This is a genomic window from Megasphaera geminata F0357 (assembly GCF_000239275.1).
In the GTDB taxonomy this organism is placed as follows: Bacteria; Bacillota; Negativicutes; order Veillonellales; family Megasphaeraceae; genus Megasphaera; species Megasphaera geminata.
Genome location: NZ_JH417567.1, coordinates 6,510 through 21,122 on the forward strand (window position 1 = coordinate 6,510; position 14,613 = coordinate 21,122).

A 14,613-nucleotide genomic window follows, 5' to 3' on the forward strand; every position below is an offset into this window, starting at 1 on the left:
CATTTCTTTTTATCGTGCAACATAATTGACTATAGTCCAAAGAAAATTAGATCCACCTTGCGCAATTATGATAGATACTTCGCATATCACCTTCATTGAAGGTTTATCTAAAACAGTCTGCCGTTTCCGTTTTTCTATCTATAGTATACCGATCATGCTCTGCTTTACTGCGTGCAACACACGCAGGATTTCTGTCAAACATACAAAAATTTTCCCACAAGTTTTCTAATTTTCACTTTTCCCATTGCAAACTCTATTGCAACATAGCCGTTCCTGACCCGGCAACACTCCTATCTTTTATCAATAACGTCCAATATTTCGCCGATAAAGACGATATGCGGCTGCCAGCCGCCTTCTCCGTCCGGATAGACGGCGGCGCCGGACGCATAATATGCTTGAACGTCGGATACAATATCTTCTTTTGTAAATTGATGCTGATATAACTTTCTGCAAACAAAGGTTAACTCCGCTTCTTCATAGGTCACTGAATTTCTTACGGCAACGGGCGTAAGGCCTGCCGCTTCCGCCTTATTTTCCGTCCGTCCCGAATGGGTCCCCATATAGGCCAAGGCGCTTTTTTGCGACTTAGGGAAAAAGCTGACCGTAAATTCTTCATTTTCTTTGAGAAATTCACTTGTATACCGGGCCGGATGCACGTATACAGTCACCGTCGACCTGCCGTCTCCCCATATATTGCCCAAACTCCCCCAACCGACGGTACAAGAATTAAACCGCTCTATCGTACCGGCCGTAACCAGAGCCCAGTCCTTTTCAAACATTGCAAACACGCGATAATCTTTTTCTTTATACGTCATGATGCTTCCCCTTACACTGCAACTATAATATACGCTCATCAATCATAAAAGCTCACGATCTCATAACCGCATTTAGTGCCGAAAAACACACTTTATTTACCGATAACCGACTACCGAGTCTGTCGCTTTACTTCTACCGGCAAGGCAGGCAACTCATATGTATATAGACTCTTCATCCAGCAAAAACTGTTCCACCCCTATATACAATATGCCGTTTTCATCCTTCCACGGTTTGATATAGTCACGGACCGCAACGATCTTACCGAAAGAATCAGGTATACGAATGAGGGAAGCTATCTCCTGCATTCGCTTTTCAGGTTCCGAAACAGACAGCGCCGACTGAATATAAAACCGCTGATTACCGCGGTTTACAACGAAGTCGACTTCAAGATGTTTTCGAACCTTTTTACCTTCTTCTGTTTTTATGTTCTGCTCGACAACTCCCACATCCACATCATAACCGCGACGAATCAAATCACAGTAAAGAATATTCTCCATAATATGCGATTCTTCCTGCTGTCGAAAACCGAGTCTGGCATTCCTCAGTCCTACATCCGTATAGTAATACTTCAGCGGCGTCTGCATGTACCTTTTTCCCTTTACGTCGTATCGGTGGGCTTCGCTAATTAAAAACGCCTGTGTGAAATAGTTAAGATACAATTCAATCGTCGCGGGACTGATACGAATCTGCTTTTCACTTAGAAATGTACGAGAAAGTTTCGTCGGATTCGTAAGGGACCCGACATTTGAAGCAATGATATGCAAAAGGTCTTCGAGGATACCCGTACCGTTTTGAATATTGTGCCGTTCAACCACATCTTTCAGATAGGTGCGCGTAAACAAATCTTTCAAATACCTGCTCTTCTCTTCATGGGAAGGAAGAGTCGGAACAACAGGCATTCCTCCATACGTATAATAATCAATCCACGCATTCCTCTGCTCACCTTCATACACCTCATAAAATTCAGCAAACGAAAGGGGATACACTCTGACTCATCGCCCCGATCCCGAAATTGCGTGAGAATATCCGAAGAGAGCATTTTCGAATTGCTGCCCGTAACATAAATATCCGCATTTTTTATTTTCATTAAACCGAGAATAACATCAATAAAAGTCAATTTCGCGTCATCATTCGGCACATACGGATTTTGAATTTCCGTAACAAACTGTATCTCATCCATCAACACATAATACTGCTTAGACTTATCAGTAATTTTTCCCCGGACATACTTGTCGAGCTCCAACGGATTTCTATACCTTGCATTCGCCAAGTCATCAAGGGCAAGGCTTATAATCTGAGCATCGTCAATGCCGTTTTTACGAAGATATTTGGTGAATAATTCAAACAAAAGATACGATTTCCCGCTTCGCCGTATTCCCGTGATAATTTTTACCCTGCCATTATGCATTTTGGTAAGCAATTTTTGCATATATTGATTTCGGTTAAATTCCATTTTATATTACCTCGAACTTTTTTTGCGGATTCCGCATTTATTTTTCGAGTTAATCATATCAAGTGAATAATTTTATTGCAAGTATGGTCAAATAGTTTTCGCGGATTCCGCACTTTTAATTTGGAACGGGAAATGCAGGTTTACAGGCTGTCCTGACATGAGCAGTCCCGTTGTCACCTCAGTCGCTTTGCTTCTACCGGCAAGGCAGGCGACTCACCCTACCGAACTCATGACCCTGCCGATGTAGTAAATGCCTCCTATGATGCCGACTGTAATCAACAGCCCTGCCAGAGAGGATAATGTCTTTAGAAACAATTTTTTATCTTTACGAAAGGTTAAAACAAGGACCGTAAGTTTTAATATTACGCCGACTGTCGCTATAGGCAAGCCACAGATGAATACAAATGAAATCATATAAAAGCCGATCTTCACACTTCCCATTCCCAGTGAAAAGCCTATGACAAAGGTTAAAATAAGAAACGTATCCAACCCTCTTGATACCCAGTACCTTCGTTTACTTTTATCCGCACCATTCCAGATTCGTTTTCCTGTATCTATCAGACATCTCATGAACTTCAAGTCGGGCACCTCCCTGCTTGAGCCGGCGCTTAGAGGAAATAAGGCCGAATTCCCATCTCTCAACACGGCAGGATTACTCGTTGATCTGCCGGCGGCCGTAACATTTTCCTCCAATACGGACTATGCAACCGGAGTCCTTCAGCGTATTGGTATATTTCTGAACAATTCTCCGTATTGTCCCAAGTCTTTCTCCCAAGGCTTCCTGTGAAATATCCGGTTCTTCTCTTAATATTTCTATAAGCCTAAGTATCATTGTACATTCCAAAGCACTGTCATTATCAGTGCTTCGGTGCATCGGGCTAAGCAATTAGCGCACTTTTAAGTGCCTTAAAACACAAGTGGATGCCATTTCCCAAATCCTCATAGCCAAGCAAGTCCGTCCCAAGTGCGCGACACTCATCGCAAATCTTCTGAATTCCGCGCCCCTATCTCTCTATGTAATCCATTCGGTAACATACATTCGCAATGTCAGGCAGTTCAATTTTGTCTCCGTCTTACCTATGTGTCAGCATTTTGAACCTGACGGCCAATTCCTGCGGATACAGCGGCACCATACTGCCATGTCCGCAATTCCTTATCTTTATTAATTTTGTACCGGAAAAATGCCTTTTTACGTATTGGATATCCCATGCGCGGTCTTTCTCTTCTTTATCCCCGTACCAATATTCCAGATGGCCGGAAATTTCCGGCACCGGGTCCGGCATCTTGTAATTATTGCAGGATTCAAAAGTACGCCAGATTGTCTTATAGCTCATAAAACGAAGCACCCCGGACAAGTACTCCAAATCTTCTTTACTGTACTCATCTGCGGAGAACGCCTTTTCCAGAATCTTCAGCCCGCCCGCTTTAGCCACGGATACCATCATAAAATCTCTGACGGCGATAAGACGGGTGATGAGCCATGGCAGCTGATAAGGCGTGATGGCTCCATCTGCAATCGCATTCTTAACGCGGACCTTGTGATCCGCCAGCATCCTGAGTACTACGCTGCCTCCCATAGAGCAGCCATACAGTATATCAACATCTTCTATTCCTTTTAATACAAGATAGTCCGATATCCGGGCGGAAATATCCTCAACGCTTGTAAAATCTTCATTCGGCGCTTCCCTGTCATAGCCGGGAAGCGCCGGAATAATCAGATGAAAATCTTCGCAAAGAAGCGGGCAGACGCGAGAAAAATAATCCCATGTGACTACAGAAGGATGAATCAACACTATGTTTCGATTATTTTGCTTGCCGTATTCATGAAACGTCATGTCATCCCCCCTTTTCTCATCTTTTAGACCCTATTCCTCATAACATAGAAAAATTATCCTGATAAACTTAATTACAGCAAAGTACATATTCCGGCGATTCCGAGAGAAAGCAGAAGAAATATAACGAGCCATTTCAAAAGCCAACCGAAAATTGTTTTCTGCGAGGGTAACCCGCTCTTATGTTTCGTTTTACGATTCAGACAATAAACCTTATCAGCAAAATGCTTCCTGTCTGCGCAAGTGAGAAAAGTGTACCCATGACGAACGGCCGCCGCAGAAAGTGTTCAAAATGTCCAATATGTTATGAGTATATGAGTCAGTCAGAATGTAGGATTACAATTGAAGGATCACGCTGCATATGTTACACCGGGGACTTTACTTTGTTTCCATTTATTGAACTGCCGCCGTTCTGTTTTATCACTACTTACTTCAGCCAGCGAATACATCTGGTCGGATAAAAAATCAATTCTATTACGGCTATTTTCTTCGTGAGATAACAGGCAATAACTGAAATTAACCAGGCAAGAAGGGTGACACCGACTATCATCAAGAAATAATCGGCAATCCCCGCTTTGACAAATACTGCCCTTATAGCAGATACGGCGGGAGCATGCACCAGGTAAATGATTAGAGAATCACGGCCGTACTTTCTAAAATAATTATGTATACGATTCTCCCTGAAATTAGAATAGATGTAGAAAAACACAGGAATGCTGGCCATTTTTGAAACAAATGTAACAAAAGTTAAGCCGTTTGTATCATACCGGTTTTCCCCACCGAATTGAATTTGCATGAGCCAGGATATTAACATAATCGTGAGTGCCGCGATAAAACTTTTGTTATAGGAAAAAGTTTTATGTTCCTTTATCAAGCGGCCGAAATTAAAAGTTACCGCCCATGTAAACATCAAATGCAAAAAAGCGGGAAATTCAATTAAGGAAGCCGCGACAAAGAGAATCAAACTGATACCGAATTGAACTTGCACATTGAACTTACACAGATCCAGAAAGTCGCTCAGTATATAAATTAAGACCAAAGCATATATATACCACAAATAGCTGATTGGGTGAGCAAAGATACCTAATAAGTCAGACCACGGATGAACAGCGTGTGTTGAACTTTCCGGAGAAAGATTTTGCATAAACACATACGCTGCTGAAAATATAATATAAGGAACAGCCAGGCTTACAATTCGTTTGAGCATATTTTTCCCATATTCCTCCCGGTTCTTAACTTCTTTATAAACAAGACCGGATAACGCAAAAAATATAGGCATAATGAAAGTAGCCAATAAAAATATCGTCCATTCTCCTACTTGCTGCTCTCCCCGGGCGAACACATTAGCATCATGCACACTTTTAAAGGCATGATAGATAACTACAAAAAGGATAGTCCATCCTTTCGCCCAGTCAATCCAGTCTATGCGGCCTTGTTTATCTGTTAAGACTGTACTTTTATTCATGAATATCCTCAACCTTTTATAGGAAATTTACCGATTTCATCACATCTGATGTGTAGTTTATCATGCCTGTCCCCCTCCTTAAAACCCTTCACCACGGAAGGCTGTATCAATCAACAACTGCACTATCGTCTTTTCCTGAGTGTTCCCTAATCAGTACGAGCCGTTTTTCCATACTGAGAGTATTTCCTTCTTTCCAAGAAACCACAGGTAATTCTTAAACCAATTTTACTTCATCCGCGACATCAAGGCCACGCACTCGACATGTGATTCATTGTCCAAACTCAATTCATACCCCTATCCAAAAAGAGTTCCTCTTCAACTTCACCATTCACATAAGAACATCTTTTCCCTGTCAAATTTTACCTTTTTTCTTCATTGTATTATGAATGTTTTTAATGTTTTACAAATATTCCTTTTCTACCGGCGCCAAGTTCTGTACCTGATATTCCCTTATATTCTTCAGTTGCTTTTTCGATTGCCTGCTTATGATTAATCGTCCCAGGACTCTGCAACACTTTTTCACCTGTAGTTTTTAAAACATTATCAAGGTACTTCACATAATCTGATATATACTACATATAGGCATGGCGCATAGCCTGAATTTCCGCAAAATCAAAGCGACCTGATACAACAATAGACTCACTACTCTTGAGAGCATAGTCAGCACTTGTTGCATAAAGGTTAAATACTTGTCGATACATAACTTTTTCTGACGAGCGGATATCTCGAATGCGGTCTAATAACTCTTTCCAGTAATTATCACCACCCAGATTTTTCAGTCTCTCATCATCCATTGTAAAGACTTTTACCATGTACTCTTTTAAGCGTTTAGTAGCTCATCACCGAAAATTTGTAGAAATTTTAGATTTTACTCTAATCACCTTTGAATTCTTTGTGTTGCAAGTTACTGCAACTTAAATTTTCTATTGTAAAGCTTCATTCTATGGTATTCACGAAAAATTTCTACCCATAAAAATCATATTTTGCAACTTACTACTCATTAAGTTCCCAAGATCCATCATTTCCAGTGCCTACATAAGATCAGTACCTTGAATCTATACTTTTCAAACACATAATTTTGAATTTGTTTATAAATAGCTTTACTCTCTGCACTTGTTAAGTCCATTTCATCAATCGGAAACTCTGCACTTATATGCTTTTTGAGTCCAGTTTGGAGAGTAGCGCCACGCACTCCACATGCCTTGAGACCCCATTATGAATGTCAAAAGTAAACGGAAATATATCTAAAATTATGCAGTAACAGCAAAAATATCATTATGTATATTTTATCATAGAAATACAAAAAGGCCCGTAGTTTTATCCTATAGGCTCTAAAAAATATTCGCTCTATATCTCCACTTTCAGATTGAAGTCCAGATTTAAATTCAACAACCGCTTTATTATCATATATGGTTATTTTTTCAATAAGCCTTCTAACCAGCGTATCTGAATACTCTGTAATGGCTCGTGTCTGCTCTTCAAAAAAAGAAAACATATCATTTATTCTTTTCTGAAGTTCTATGTTTTTTCTTTTCTAAGAGCTATGATTTCCTCTCCGATTTCATCAATTATTTTTTGTTCTTCACCTGCCTCAAGAAGTTTTATCTGTAGGGTCCTTTATCTTCATTTCCAACTTTTCCAAGCTTTCCTGTGCATCTTCATTTATAACCTCCCGAATACTCTCCATCAATATAGGAATGGTTTCATCTTTTTATTAAATGTATCATTTATTGCCGTAAGCACTGCTGCCTGCAAATCTTCCTCCCTTATCGTTTTAGCTGAACAAATCAATCCCAATTGTTTTATTAACCCGGCACACACACCTCCAAACCGTTGATTTGCATCCTCTGTTATTCCATTTTATTCTGCGGAATATATCTCCACAGTGACCACAAAAGACTATACTGGACAAAGCGTACTTTGAACCATAAATTCTTTTCTTTCCACCACTAAGTATATTTGCTCTTCTGTTAATCTCAGCTTGAATTCTTAAAAACACATCTCTATCAATAATTGCATCATGACCGCCTACTTTTGAATAATCCACTTAATATTCCCATTCACATTCCTCCTAATTTTTTGCAAAGAAAAGCACCTACCTTTCTTAGTAGATGCCTTAATCTAGTTAACATATTTTTATACGGTTACAGTTTTTCCAACTGTCTTGCCTGATCCATTTTTACATAGATAACAGCAATAATTTGGACTTCTTTCTTGTTATTATCAATCCAAAAGTAAATATAATGATTTTTTACTCGAATTTTTCGAAACCCTAAATCTTGCCACGGTTTTTCATCAATACACTTAATACGATGTGGCATAGTTTCCAAAGAGCGCATCTCGGATTTCAACAATTCAAGCATGTTCTTCGCAATACCGGGTTCTTTTAATTCTGTAGCAATATATTCTCGTATAAGTGTAAGATGCTCTTTTGCTTGTTTTGTAAGCTTTATCTTATACTTATCCATCACAGCTCTTTCTCAAGTTCTTCAAAGACATCATCTATATCATAAGAATCTCCTTGAATTGCCTGTGCGTAGCCATTTGCCATTAGTGAATTAAAAGCTTTTTCATCCATATTTTCTCTTACCAGTAAATTTTTAGGTATCTTCAAAGAAAATGGAATTCCATTATTTAAGATTATCTGTCTATAAAACATATCAATTGCTGTAGCTCTGGGAATGCCTATGGTATCTAAAATTTGTTCAGCCTGTTGTTTTATATTTTCCTGTATTCTCACATTTATATTTGCGGTTTTAGTAAGTGCCATGTCAATCACCCTCCTTTGAGGATATTATGCAATATTGTATCGCGTTTTGCAATACATACCGCTCATATAAAAAGTATCTCTCTGCTATCATAGACATTCTCTGTATTTTGATTACCACATTTAACGGCTCTTTTATATGGAAGTAACGATTCTATATAATTAGTAGTAGGCATATGAGATCGCATCCTTTCTTTAGGACTTAGACACTTTTATTGTAAAGCATGCGAGTCTCATATGCTTTTCTTTGCAAAAAAAGAATGCTGAAGTCAGCATCTTTCGATGCCGACCCCAACATTTATTATAGAACCTAAATTCTTCAAAATTTCAAGCCTTGGCTTCATCAATGACAACCAAGTGCTATGCTCTAAATTATCATCGTAATGCTCAAATGCTGATACCGTATTATACGGCGGATCGATATAGATACACTTAACCTGTCCTGCATACTTGCTCTCCAATGCTTTCAAGGCAAGCAGTTATCTCCGTGAATAATCATATTTTCCGTATTCCGGTCATTTGTGCAGTTGGATTTTTCTTTGTCTTCAATCAAAATCCTCGGCTCTATTTTTATTTCTTTCTCTTTACCAAGCCAGGTAAGCTCTAACTTGTTTCCCATTTTTTCTTATCCCTCCTGCACTATCATCCCAAAATGCTTCAGTGCATCCATGATAGCCTCTTCTTTTTCTTTCGGACACACCGGCACTACATAATTGTCCTTCTTGGATTTATTGTAATTTTCTCCAAGCTCAAGTCCACACTTCCTCTTAATTTGAGCTATATAAAGCGTTGAAACCTTAAAGCCATATTTGCCAAGGATATAATTCTTTGGTATTCTCATAAGTTCCTTTATTTTCCGCCTTGGTAACATCTTCCTCGTCAAGCTCCAATTTTACCTCAATACGGCTGTCGATATCTTTCCTGCACAAAAGTGCTACCGCCTCCACATGATGGGTCTGGGGGAACATGTCAACAGGCCGGATTTTTTCGGTTTTGTAGCCTCTTGTTCTCATGTAGGCCAGGTCTCTTGCCAGGGTCGCCGGGTTGCACGATACGTAGACAACGCGCTTCGGTTTGACGCTTGCAATGGCGTTCAGGACTTTTTCTTCACAGCCGGCTCTGGGCGGATCGATGACAATGACATCGGGTTTTATGCCGCTTTGCAGGAGTTCCGGCAGTTTGTATGCCGCATCGCCGCACGTGAAATGGGCATTGCGGATGCCGTTGTCTTTCGCGTTTTTAACGGCATCGCGAACGGCCGGCTCGACGATTTCTATGCCGTATACGTACCTGGCCTGTTTTGCCAGGAAGAGGGTGATCGTCCCCGTGCCGCAGTAGACGTCGACAACCGTTTCTTTGCCGGTCAAATTCGCATAGGACAGGGCCGTTTCGTAGAGTTTTTGTGCCTGTTCACTGTTGACCTGGAAGAAGGATTGAGCCGATATGCGGAAATTCAGGTCACCGATGGAGTCGGAAATGGTCAGGCTTCCGTATATGACCTTCGTCTTATTACCCAAGATAACGTTCGTATGGCGCGTATTAATGTTTTGCATGACGCTCGTAAGGCCCGGCACTTCTTTGCGCAGCATGTGTACGAGGTCCTTCATATGCGGTACGACGGGCACGGCCGTGACGATACAGACCATGATTTCTCCCGAATGGACGCCCGTTCGTCCCATAATATGGCGGACAATACCCGTTCTCCTGTCTTCATCATAGGCGGGAATCTTATAGTCCTTCATCCACTGCCGCACGACGGGAATGATTTGATTATTTCCGTCTTTTTGTATGGGACAGGCATCGATATCAATAATACGATGAGACTTTTCAGCAAAGCAGCCGATGTGAACGGTCTTCTTTTCGCCCCCTACGGGAAGCTGCATTTTATTTCTATAGTTCCACGGCCGATCGGAACCCAAGGTCGGTAAGACGGGAATATCTTTCAGCTTACCGATATGCTCTACGGCATCCTTCACCTGCCTCTGTTTTTCCACCAGCTGCCCTTCATAAGAAAGGTGCTGCAACTGACAGCCGCCGCAATCGGCATAGACCGGACAAGAAGGCTTCACGCGATGAGGTGAAGCCTTCTGTATGCGCTCCGGCCGGCCGACGGCATACTGCTTTTTTACATACGTAATACGTGCCGTCACGGTTTCTCCCGGCAGGGTCCCGTCGACAAAGACCGTGAAATTTTCCACCCGTCCTACACCTTCGCCGCCTGCACCGAGCCTTACTATATCAATGGTATATGTTTTCCCCTTTTCCACAGGGATCTTGAATTTCTCCGCCATGACAACTCCCGTCTATCCTTCTATGACTTCCCCGATTACAGACTCTTCTTCTACGTTTTTGCCCGCTTCAATGTGAAAGGCCTTACGAATGCGTTCCTCATAAGGCCTTATATCCGTACGTGCCGCAGCATAGACCGTACAGAGCGGGTCTCCTTCCGCTACGGTATCGTAAATCTCCTTATGAAGGGCAAGACCCGTATACAGCTCGATAGGGTCTTCCTTGCGGGCCCTGCCGGCGCCCAATTCCATGGCAATGGCTCCCAGGCCGCGTCCGTCGACGGCTGTAACGACACCGCTCTTTTCGGCTCGTATTTCACGCGTATTGACAGGCTCCGTCAGAGAGCGTACGCCTATAAAGGACGCATCGCCCCCCTGGGCTTCCAAAAAATCTTTGAATTTTTTAAGTCCCGAGCCGTCGTCGACATGAGCCTGTAAGATAGCCTTGCCTTCTTCTACGTTAGCCGCTTTTCCGGCGGCCTTCAGCATGTAGGCACCTATAGTGAGGACCACTGCCGTCAGCCTCTTACCGCCCGTCCCCGAAAGGACCTGAACGGCTTCGTCGATTTCCAGGCTGTTGCCGATACTCATGCCCAAGGGCGCATCCATGGACGTAAGGACGGCCGTCGTCGGTTTTCCGGCAAGTTTACCGATGCGCACCATGGCCCGGGCCAGTTCTTCAGCTTTCTTGCGAGTTTTCATAAAAGCGCCGTCGCCGTATTTTACGTCCAGGACGATGGCCTGTGCTCCGCCGGCCAGTTTTTTGCTCATTACGGAACTTGCAATAAGGGGAATGCTCTCTACCGTTCCCGTTGTATCACGAAGAGCGTACAAGAGCTTGTCCGCCGGCGCCAGTTCCGCCGACTGGCCGATGACGGCGATGCCGATTCGATTTACTTGGTTAAAAAATTCGCCTTTTGTCAAGGATATGCGAAAGCCCGGCACGGATTCCAGTTTATCCAGAGTCCCGCCCGTAAAACCCAGGCCTCGGCCGCTCATCTTGGCCCCCTTTACGCCTGCCGCCGCCACGAGAGGCGCCGTAATGAGGGTCGTCGTATCGGCGATGCCTCCCGTGCTGTGTTTATCTACTGTAATGCCCTTTATGGGCGACAGATCGACGACTTCCCCCGAATCGCGCATGGCCGTCGTCAATGCCGCCGTTTCTTCATCATTCATGCCCTTAAGATACACGGCCATGAGCCACGCCGCCGCCTGATAATCCGTCACGTTTCCCTGCGTATACTCTTTTATAAAGCGGTTGATTCGAAACGCGCTGTGCTCTTTACCGTCCCTTTTTTCTTCTATAAAGTCTACAGGCCACATAGTCTACCTCAGTTCTGCCAAAAACGACGTGCCGAATGCCAGCGTCCCCGCGTCAAAATTATCCATAACGGTCTGTCCCAGATCCGCATAGGTTTTGCGCGTTCCCAAGTCCGTACTTTGCGTAAGGCCCGGGCTGTACACGACGAGGGGGACTTCTTCACGCGTATGGTCCGTGCCCGCCGCCGTCGGGTCGTTGCCGTGGTCGGACGTGATCAGGAGCAGTTCATCTTCCCGTAGCTGCGGCAAAAATCCACCCAACATGGCGTCGAAGTCTTCAAGGCATTGCGCATACCCGGCGGGATCGCGGCGATGACCGTACATGCTGTCAAAATCGACGAAATTGGCCATGAGAAGTCCTTCCGTGTCTCTGTGACGCAGGAGTTCACGTGTCAAAACCTCCATGTCTTCCCGATTGTTCGCCGTGTGGTAACTTTCGGTCAAATCGATATGAGCATAAATATCGCCGATTTTACCGACGCCTACGACAGCATACCCCTTTTCTTTTAAATACGAAAAGACCATCTTTCTGTCGGGCAGGCGGCTGTAGTCCTGTCTGTCGCCGGTACGGACAAATTTTCCCGGCGCGCCCACGAAGGGACGGGCAATGACGCGGCCCACTTCATACGGGCCGACGCATACTTCCTTACGCGTCACTTCGCAAATGTGATAGAGCTCGTCCAGCGGGATGACGTCCGTATGAGCGGCAATCTGAAAAACGCTGTCCGCCGACGTATAGACGATAGGATTACCCGTCTTTATGTGTTCGGGCCCGAGGCGTTCAATGATTTCCGTTCCCGACGCCACTTCATTGCCGAGCCAGTCGCAGCCGGTCTTTTCCGTAAAGGTGTCGAGCAGCTCCTGCGGAAAGGCGTCATAAAATACGGGAAAGGGATTTTCCACGGGATTACCCATAAATTCCCAGTGTCCGCTCGTCGTATCCTTGCCGTTGGAAATTTCCCGCATTCTGCCGTATGAGCCGACGACGGCCGTACCGGTCGGGCGGATATGGGCCGCCTTTTCCCAGCCGAGACGGCGCAGGTTCGGCACCTTGAGTCCGCCCGGTACAGCTTCATCAATATGTTTCAGCGTGTCCGCACCGGCATCGCCGAAGCGGTCCGCATCAGGCGCGCCGCCGGCGCCGACACTGTCCGTAACGATAACGACAATCCGTTTAAATTTCATTGTCCCGCCTCCTTCAAAACAATCCGGGTATATCGAAATATTCAAATTAAGCAGCTACTGCCGACGATCCCCGCCGCCGTCTTCTTTTTTAACAATGCCGTTATCTACACAGGACACTGTTAAAGAGATATTTTAATATGTTAAATCCTTTCTCCAGCTCTTCCACACTGTCCGGCGAACAGACGGCCACGCGCAGGGCGGATTGTTTTATCATGCCGCCTACGAAAAAGCGTTCCGCGCAAAGCACTTCCAGTCCATGTTCTCCGGCAAGCCTTTCAAATTCATACCCGCTCCGTCCTTCCGGCAACGGTATCCATTGAAACAAAGCATGCGGATTGTCGGACGTATATTCAGGAAAAAACGTATAATAAAGAGCGTTGCGTTCTTTTGACAATTCATTTTTCCGTTTAATGATTTCTTCCGCATCCCCGCTCAAAATAAGTTCATCGGCAATTTCAGCATTAAACGGCGGGATGTGGACATTTATACTGTTGAAAGCGAGCAAAATCTCTTTAATAAAACGATCCGGCACAACCATATAGGCAACGCGCAGCCCTGTAAATAAAGCTTTTGACAGCCCGTGCACGTAAACCGTGTTCTCAGGGATCAGCGTAACTAACGGAGGCAACGGACTGCCGCCTGTAAACGCATATGTATCATCTTCAATTAAAAGAAGCCGATACTTCACGATAATTTCAACCAGAGCGGCCCGCCGCTTCGGGCTTAATGTGACGCCGGTCGGGTTATTGGACACGGGAATGAGGTAGATACCCTTAATCCGGCACTGCCCGCACTTTTTCAGCAGATCATCGGGACGTATTCCTTCATTATCGGACAGTAAGGGCACAAGCTCAATCTTGAACCGATGAGCCAAGGCAATAAAATTTATATACGTGAACGAATCCACAGCGATTTTATCGCCCGCCTGAAATACGGTCAAAAAAAGAAGTACCAAGGCATTCTGCGTTCCGTAAGTTAAAAAAATATTTTTTTCAGAGACGTTAAGAAAATATTTCTTCAACCAATACTGGGCCGTTTCTTTAAACCGCCCGCCGTCGGCAACAGTATTACCTCTCAACAGTTTATCAACAGACTGTCTTTGCAAAAGCCGTCCGGCCGCGTCGGATACTATGGAATTTAATTGCCTATACGGCCGCAGATTCCCGAAAGGAATAAGCGACCTGTTTTTCAGTAATCCCAGCGGCGTTACTTTATTGGGAGCTACAAAAGTCCCCTTCCCGATAACCGCATAAATAAGGCCTTTTCGCTCACAGATCTTAAACGCTCTTGTAACGGTGCTTAAATTAATATCCAGGAAATCCGCCAATTCCCGCTGCGGCGGCAATTGCGTCCCGGCACTCAAGTATCCTCCGGCAATATCTGTCTCCAAGAGCGTAGCCAGGCTAAGATACAGCGGCGCCTGCAACCGTTTTTTATCAGGTTTCCAGGTCATGGGATAATATTCAAACGAATTGACCGGCATGAAT

At 44.0% G+C, this 14,613-nt stretch carries 15 protein-coding genes and 1 pseudogene; all 16 read right to left on the bottom strand.

Annotation, left to right across the window (positions count from 1 at the left end; genetic code table 11):
* Positions 1-290: 290 nt before the first annotated feature.
* Complete coding sequence (locus HMPREF0080_RS00845) at positions 291-818, bottom strand: flavin reductase family protein (RefSeq protein ID WP_156795271.1); 528 nt, start codon at positions 816-818, stop codon at positions 291-293.
* Positions 819-968: 150 nt separating this feature from the next.
* Positions 969-1,667 carry an ATP-binding protein gene (locus HMPREF0080_RS10370; protein ID WP_006789189.1) on the bottom strand — a complete coding sequence of 233 codons (699 nt, stop codon included), beginning with the start codon at positions 1,665-1,667 and terminating at the stop codon, positions 969-971.
* Positions 1,664-2,164, bottom strand: coding sequence for an AAA family ATPase (locus tag HMPREF0080_RS10375; RefSeq protein WP_245527179.1), 501 nt, complete (start codon positions 2,162-2,164; stop codon positions 1,664-1,666). The genes HMPREF0080_RS10370 and HMPREF0080_RS10375 overlap by 4 nt, the downstream gene beginning before the upstream one ends.
* 318 nt (positions 2,165-2,482) lie before the next feature.
* Positions 2,483-2,839, bottom strand: coding sequence for a hypothetical protein (locus HMPREF0080_RS00855; RefSeq protein WP_006789191.1), 357 nt, complete (start codon positions 2,837-2,839; stop codon positions 2,483-2,485).
* A 503-nt stretch (positions 2,840-3,342) separates the two neighbouring features.
* Positions 3,343-4,104 (bottom strand): alpha/beta fold hydrolase, encoded by a 762-nt coding sequence (locus HMPREF0080_RS00860; RefSeq protein WP_006789193.1) that lies wholly within the window; start codon positions 4,102-4,104, stop codon positions 3,343-3,345.
* 424 nt (positions 4,105-4,528) lie between these two features.
* Complete coding sequence (locus tag HMPREF0080_RS00865; RefSeq protein ID WP_006789194.1) at positions 4,529-5,566, bottom strand: acyltransferase family protein; 1,038 nt, start codon at positions 5,564-5,566, stop codon at positions 4,529-4,531.
* A gap of 392 nt (positions 5,567-5,958) precedes the next feature.
* Positions 5,959-6,123, bottom strand: coding sequence for a hypothetical protein (locus HMPREF0080_RS10110; RefSeq protein ID WP_006789195.1), 165 nt, complete (start codon positions 6,121-6,123; stop codon positions 5,959-5,961).
* A 15-nt stretch (positions 6,124-6,138) separates the two neighbouring features.
* Positions 6,139-6,390, bottom strand: a pseudogene (rhuM, locus tag HMPREF0080_RS10115) (RhuM family protein); the annotation flags it as partial.
* Between the two features lie 1,320 nt (positions 6,391-7,710).
* A complete protein-coding gene (locus tag HMPREF0080_RS00880; protein ID WP_006789200.1) occupies positions 7,711-8,034 on the bottom strand; it encodes a type II toxin-antitoxin system RelE/ParE family toxin in 324 nt (107 codons plus the stop codon).
* The gene (locus tag HMPREF0080_RS00885) at positions 8,034-8,336 is read right to left on the bottom strand and encodes a type II toxin-antitoxin system RelB/DinJ family antitoxin (protein WP_006789201.1); all 303 of its coding nucleotides are present in this window, start codon (positions 8,334-8,336) and stop codon (positions 8,034-8,036) included. Before HMPREF0080_RS00885 ends, HMPREF0080_RS00880 begins: the two co-directional genes overlap by 1 nt.
* 266 nt (positions 8,337-8,602) lie before the next feature.
* The gene (locus HMPREF0080_RS11595; RefSeq protein ID WP_006789203.1) at positions 8,603-8,803 is read right to left on the bottom strand and encodes a DNA methyltransferase; all 201 of its coding nucleotides are present in this window, start codon (positions 8,801-8,803) and stop codon (positions 8,603-8,605) included.
* A complete protein-coding gene (locus HMPREF0080_RS10125; protein ID WP_006789204.1) occupies positions 8,800-8,952 on the bottom strand; it encodes a hypothetical protein in 153 nt (50 codons plus the stop codon). The genes HMPREF0080_RS11595 and HMPREF0080_RS10125 overlap by 4 nt, the downstream gene beginning before the upstream one ends.
* 178 nt (positions 8,953-9,130) lie before the next feature.
* A complete protein-coding gene (rlmD, locus tag HMPREF0080_RS00905) occupies positions 9,131-10,624 on the bottom strand; it encodes a 23S rRNA (uracil(1939)-C(5))-methyltransferase RlmD (protein WP_006789206.1) in 1,494 nt (497 codons plus the stop codon).
* Between the two features lie 12 nt (positions 10,625-10,636).
* Entirely contained in the window at positions 10,637-11,944 is a 1,308-nt protein-coding gene (locus HMPREF0080_RS00910) for a thymidine phosphorylase (RefSeq protein ID WP_006789207.1), read from the bottom strand.
* A gap of 3 nt (positions 11,945-11,947) precedes the next feature.
* The gene (locus HMPREF0080_RS00915; RefSeq protein ID WP_006789208.1) at positions 11,948-13,126 is read right to left on the bottom strand and encodes a phosphopentomutase; all 1,179 of its coding nucleotides are present in this window, start codon (positions 13,124-13,126) and stop codon (positions 11,948-11,950) included.
* Positions 13,127-13,226: 100 nt separating this feature from the next.
* A complete protein-coding gene (locus HMPREF0080_RS00920) occupies positions 13,227-14,609 on the bottom strand; it encodes an aminotransferase-like domain-containing protein (RefSeq protein ID WP_006789209.1) in 1,383 nt (460 codons plus the stop codon).
* Positions 14,610-14,613 lie beyond the last annotated feature (4 nt).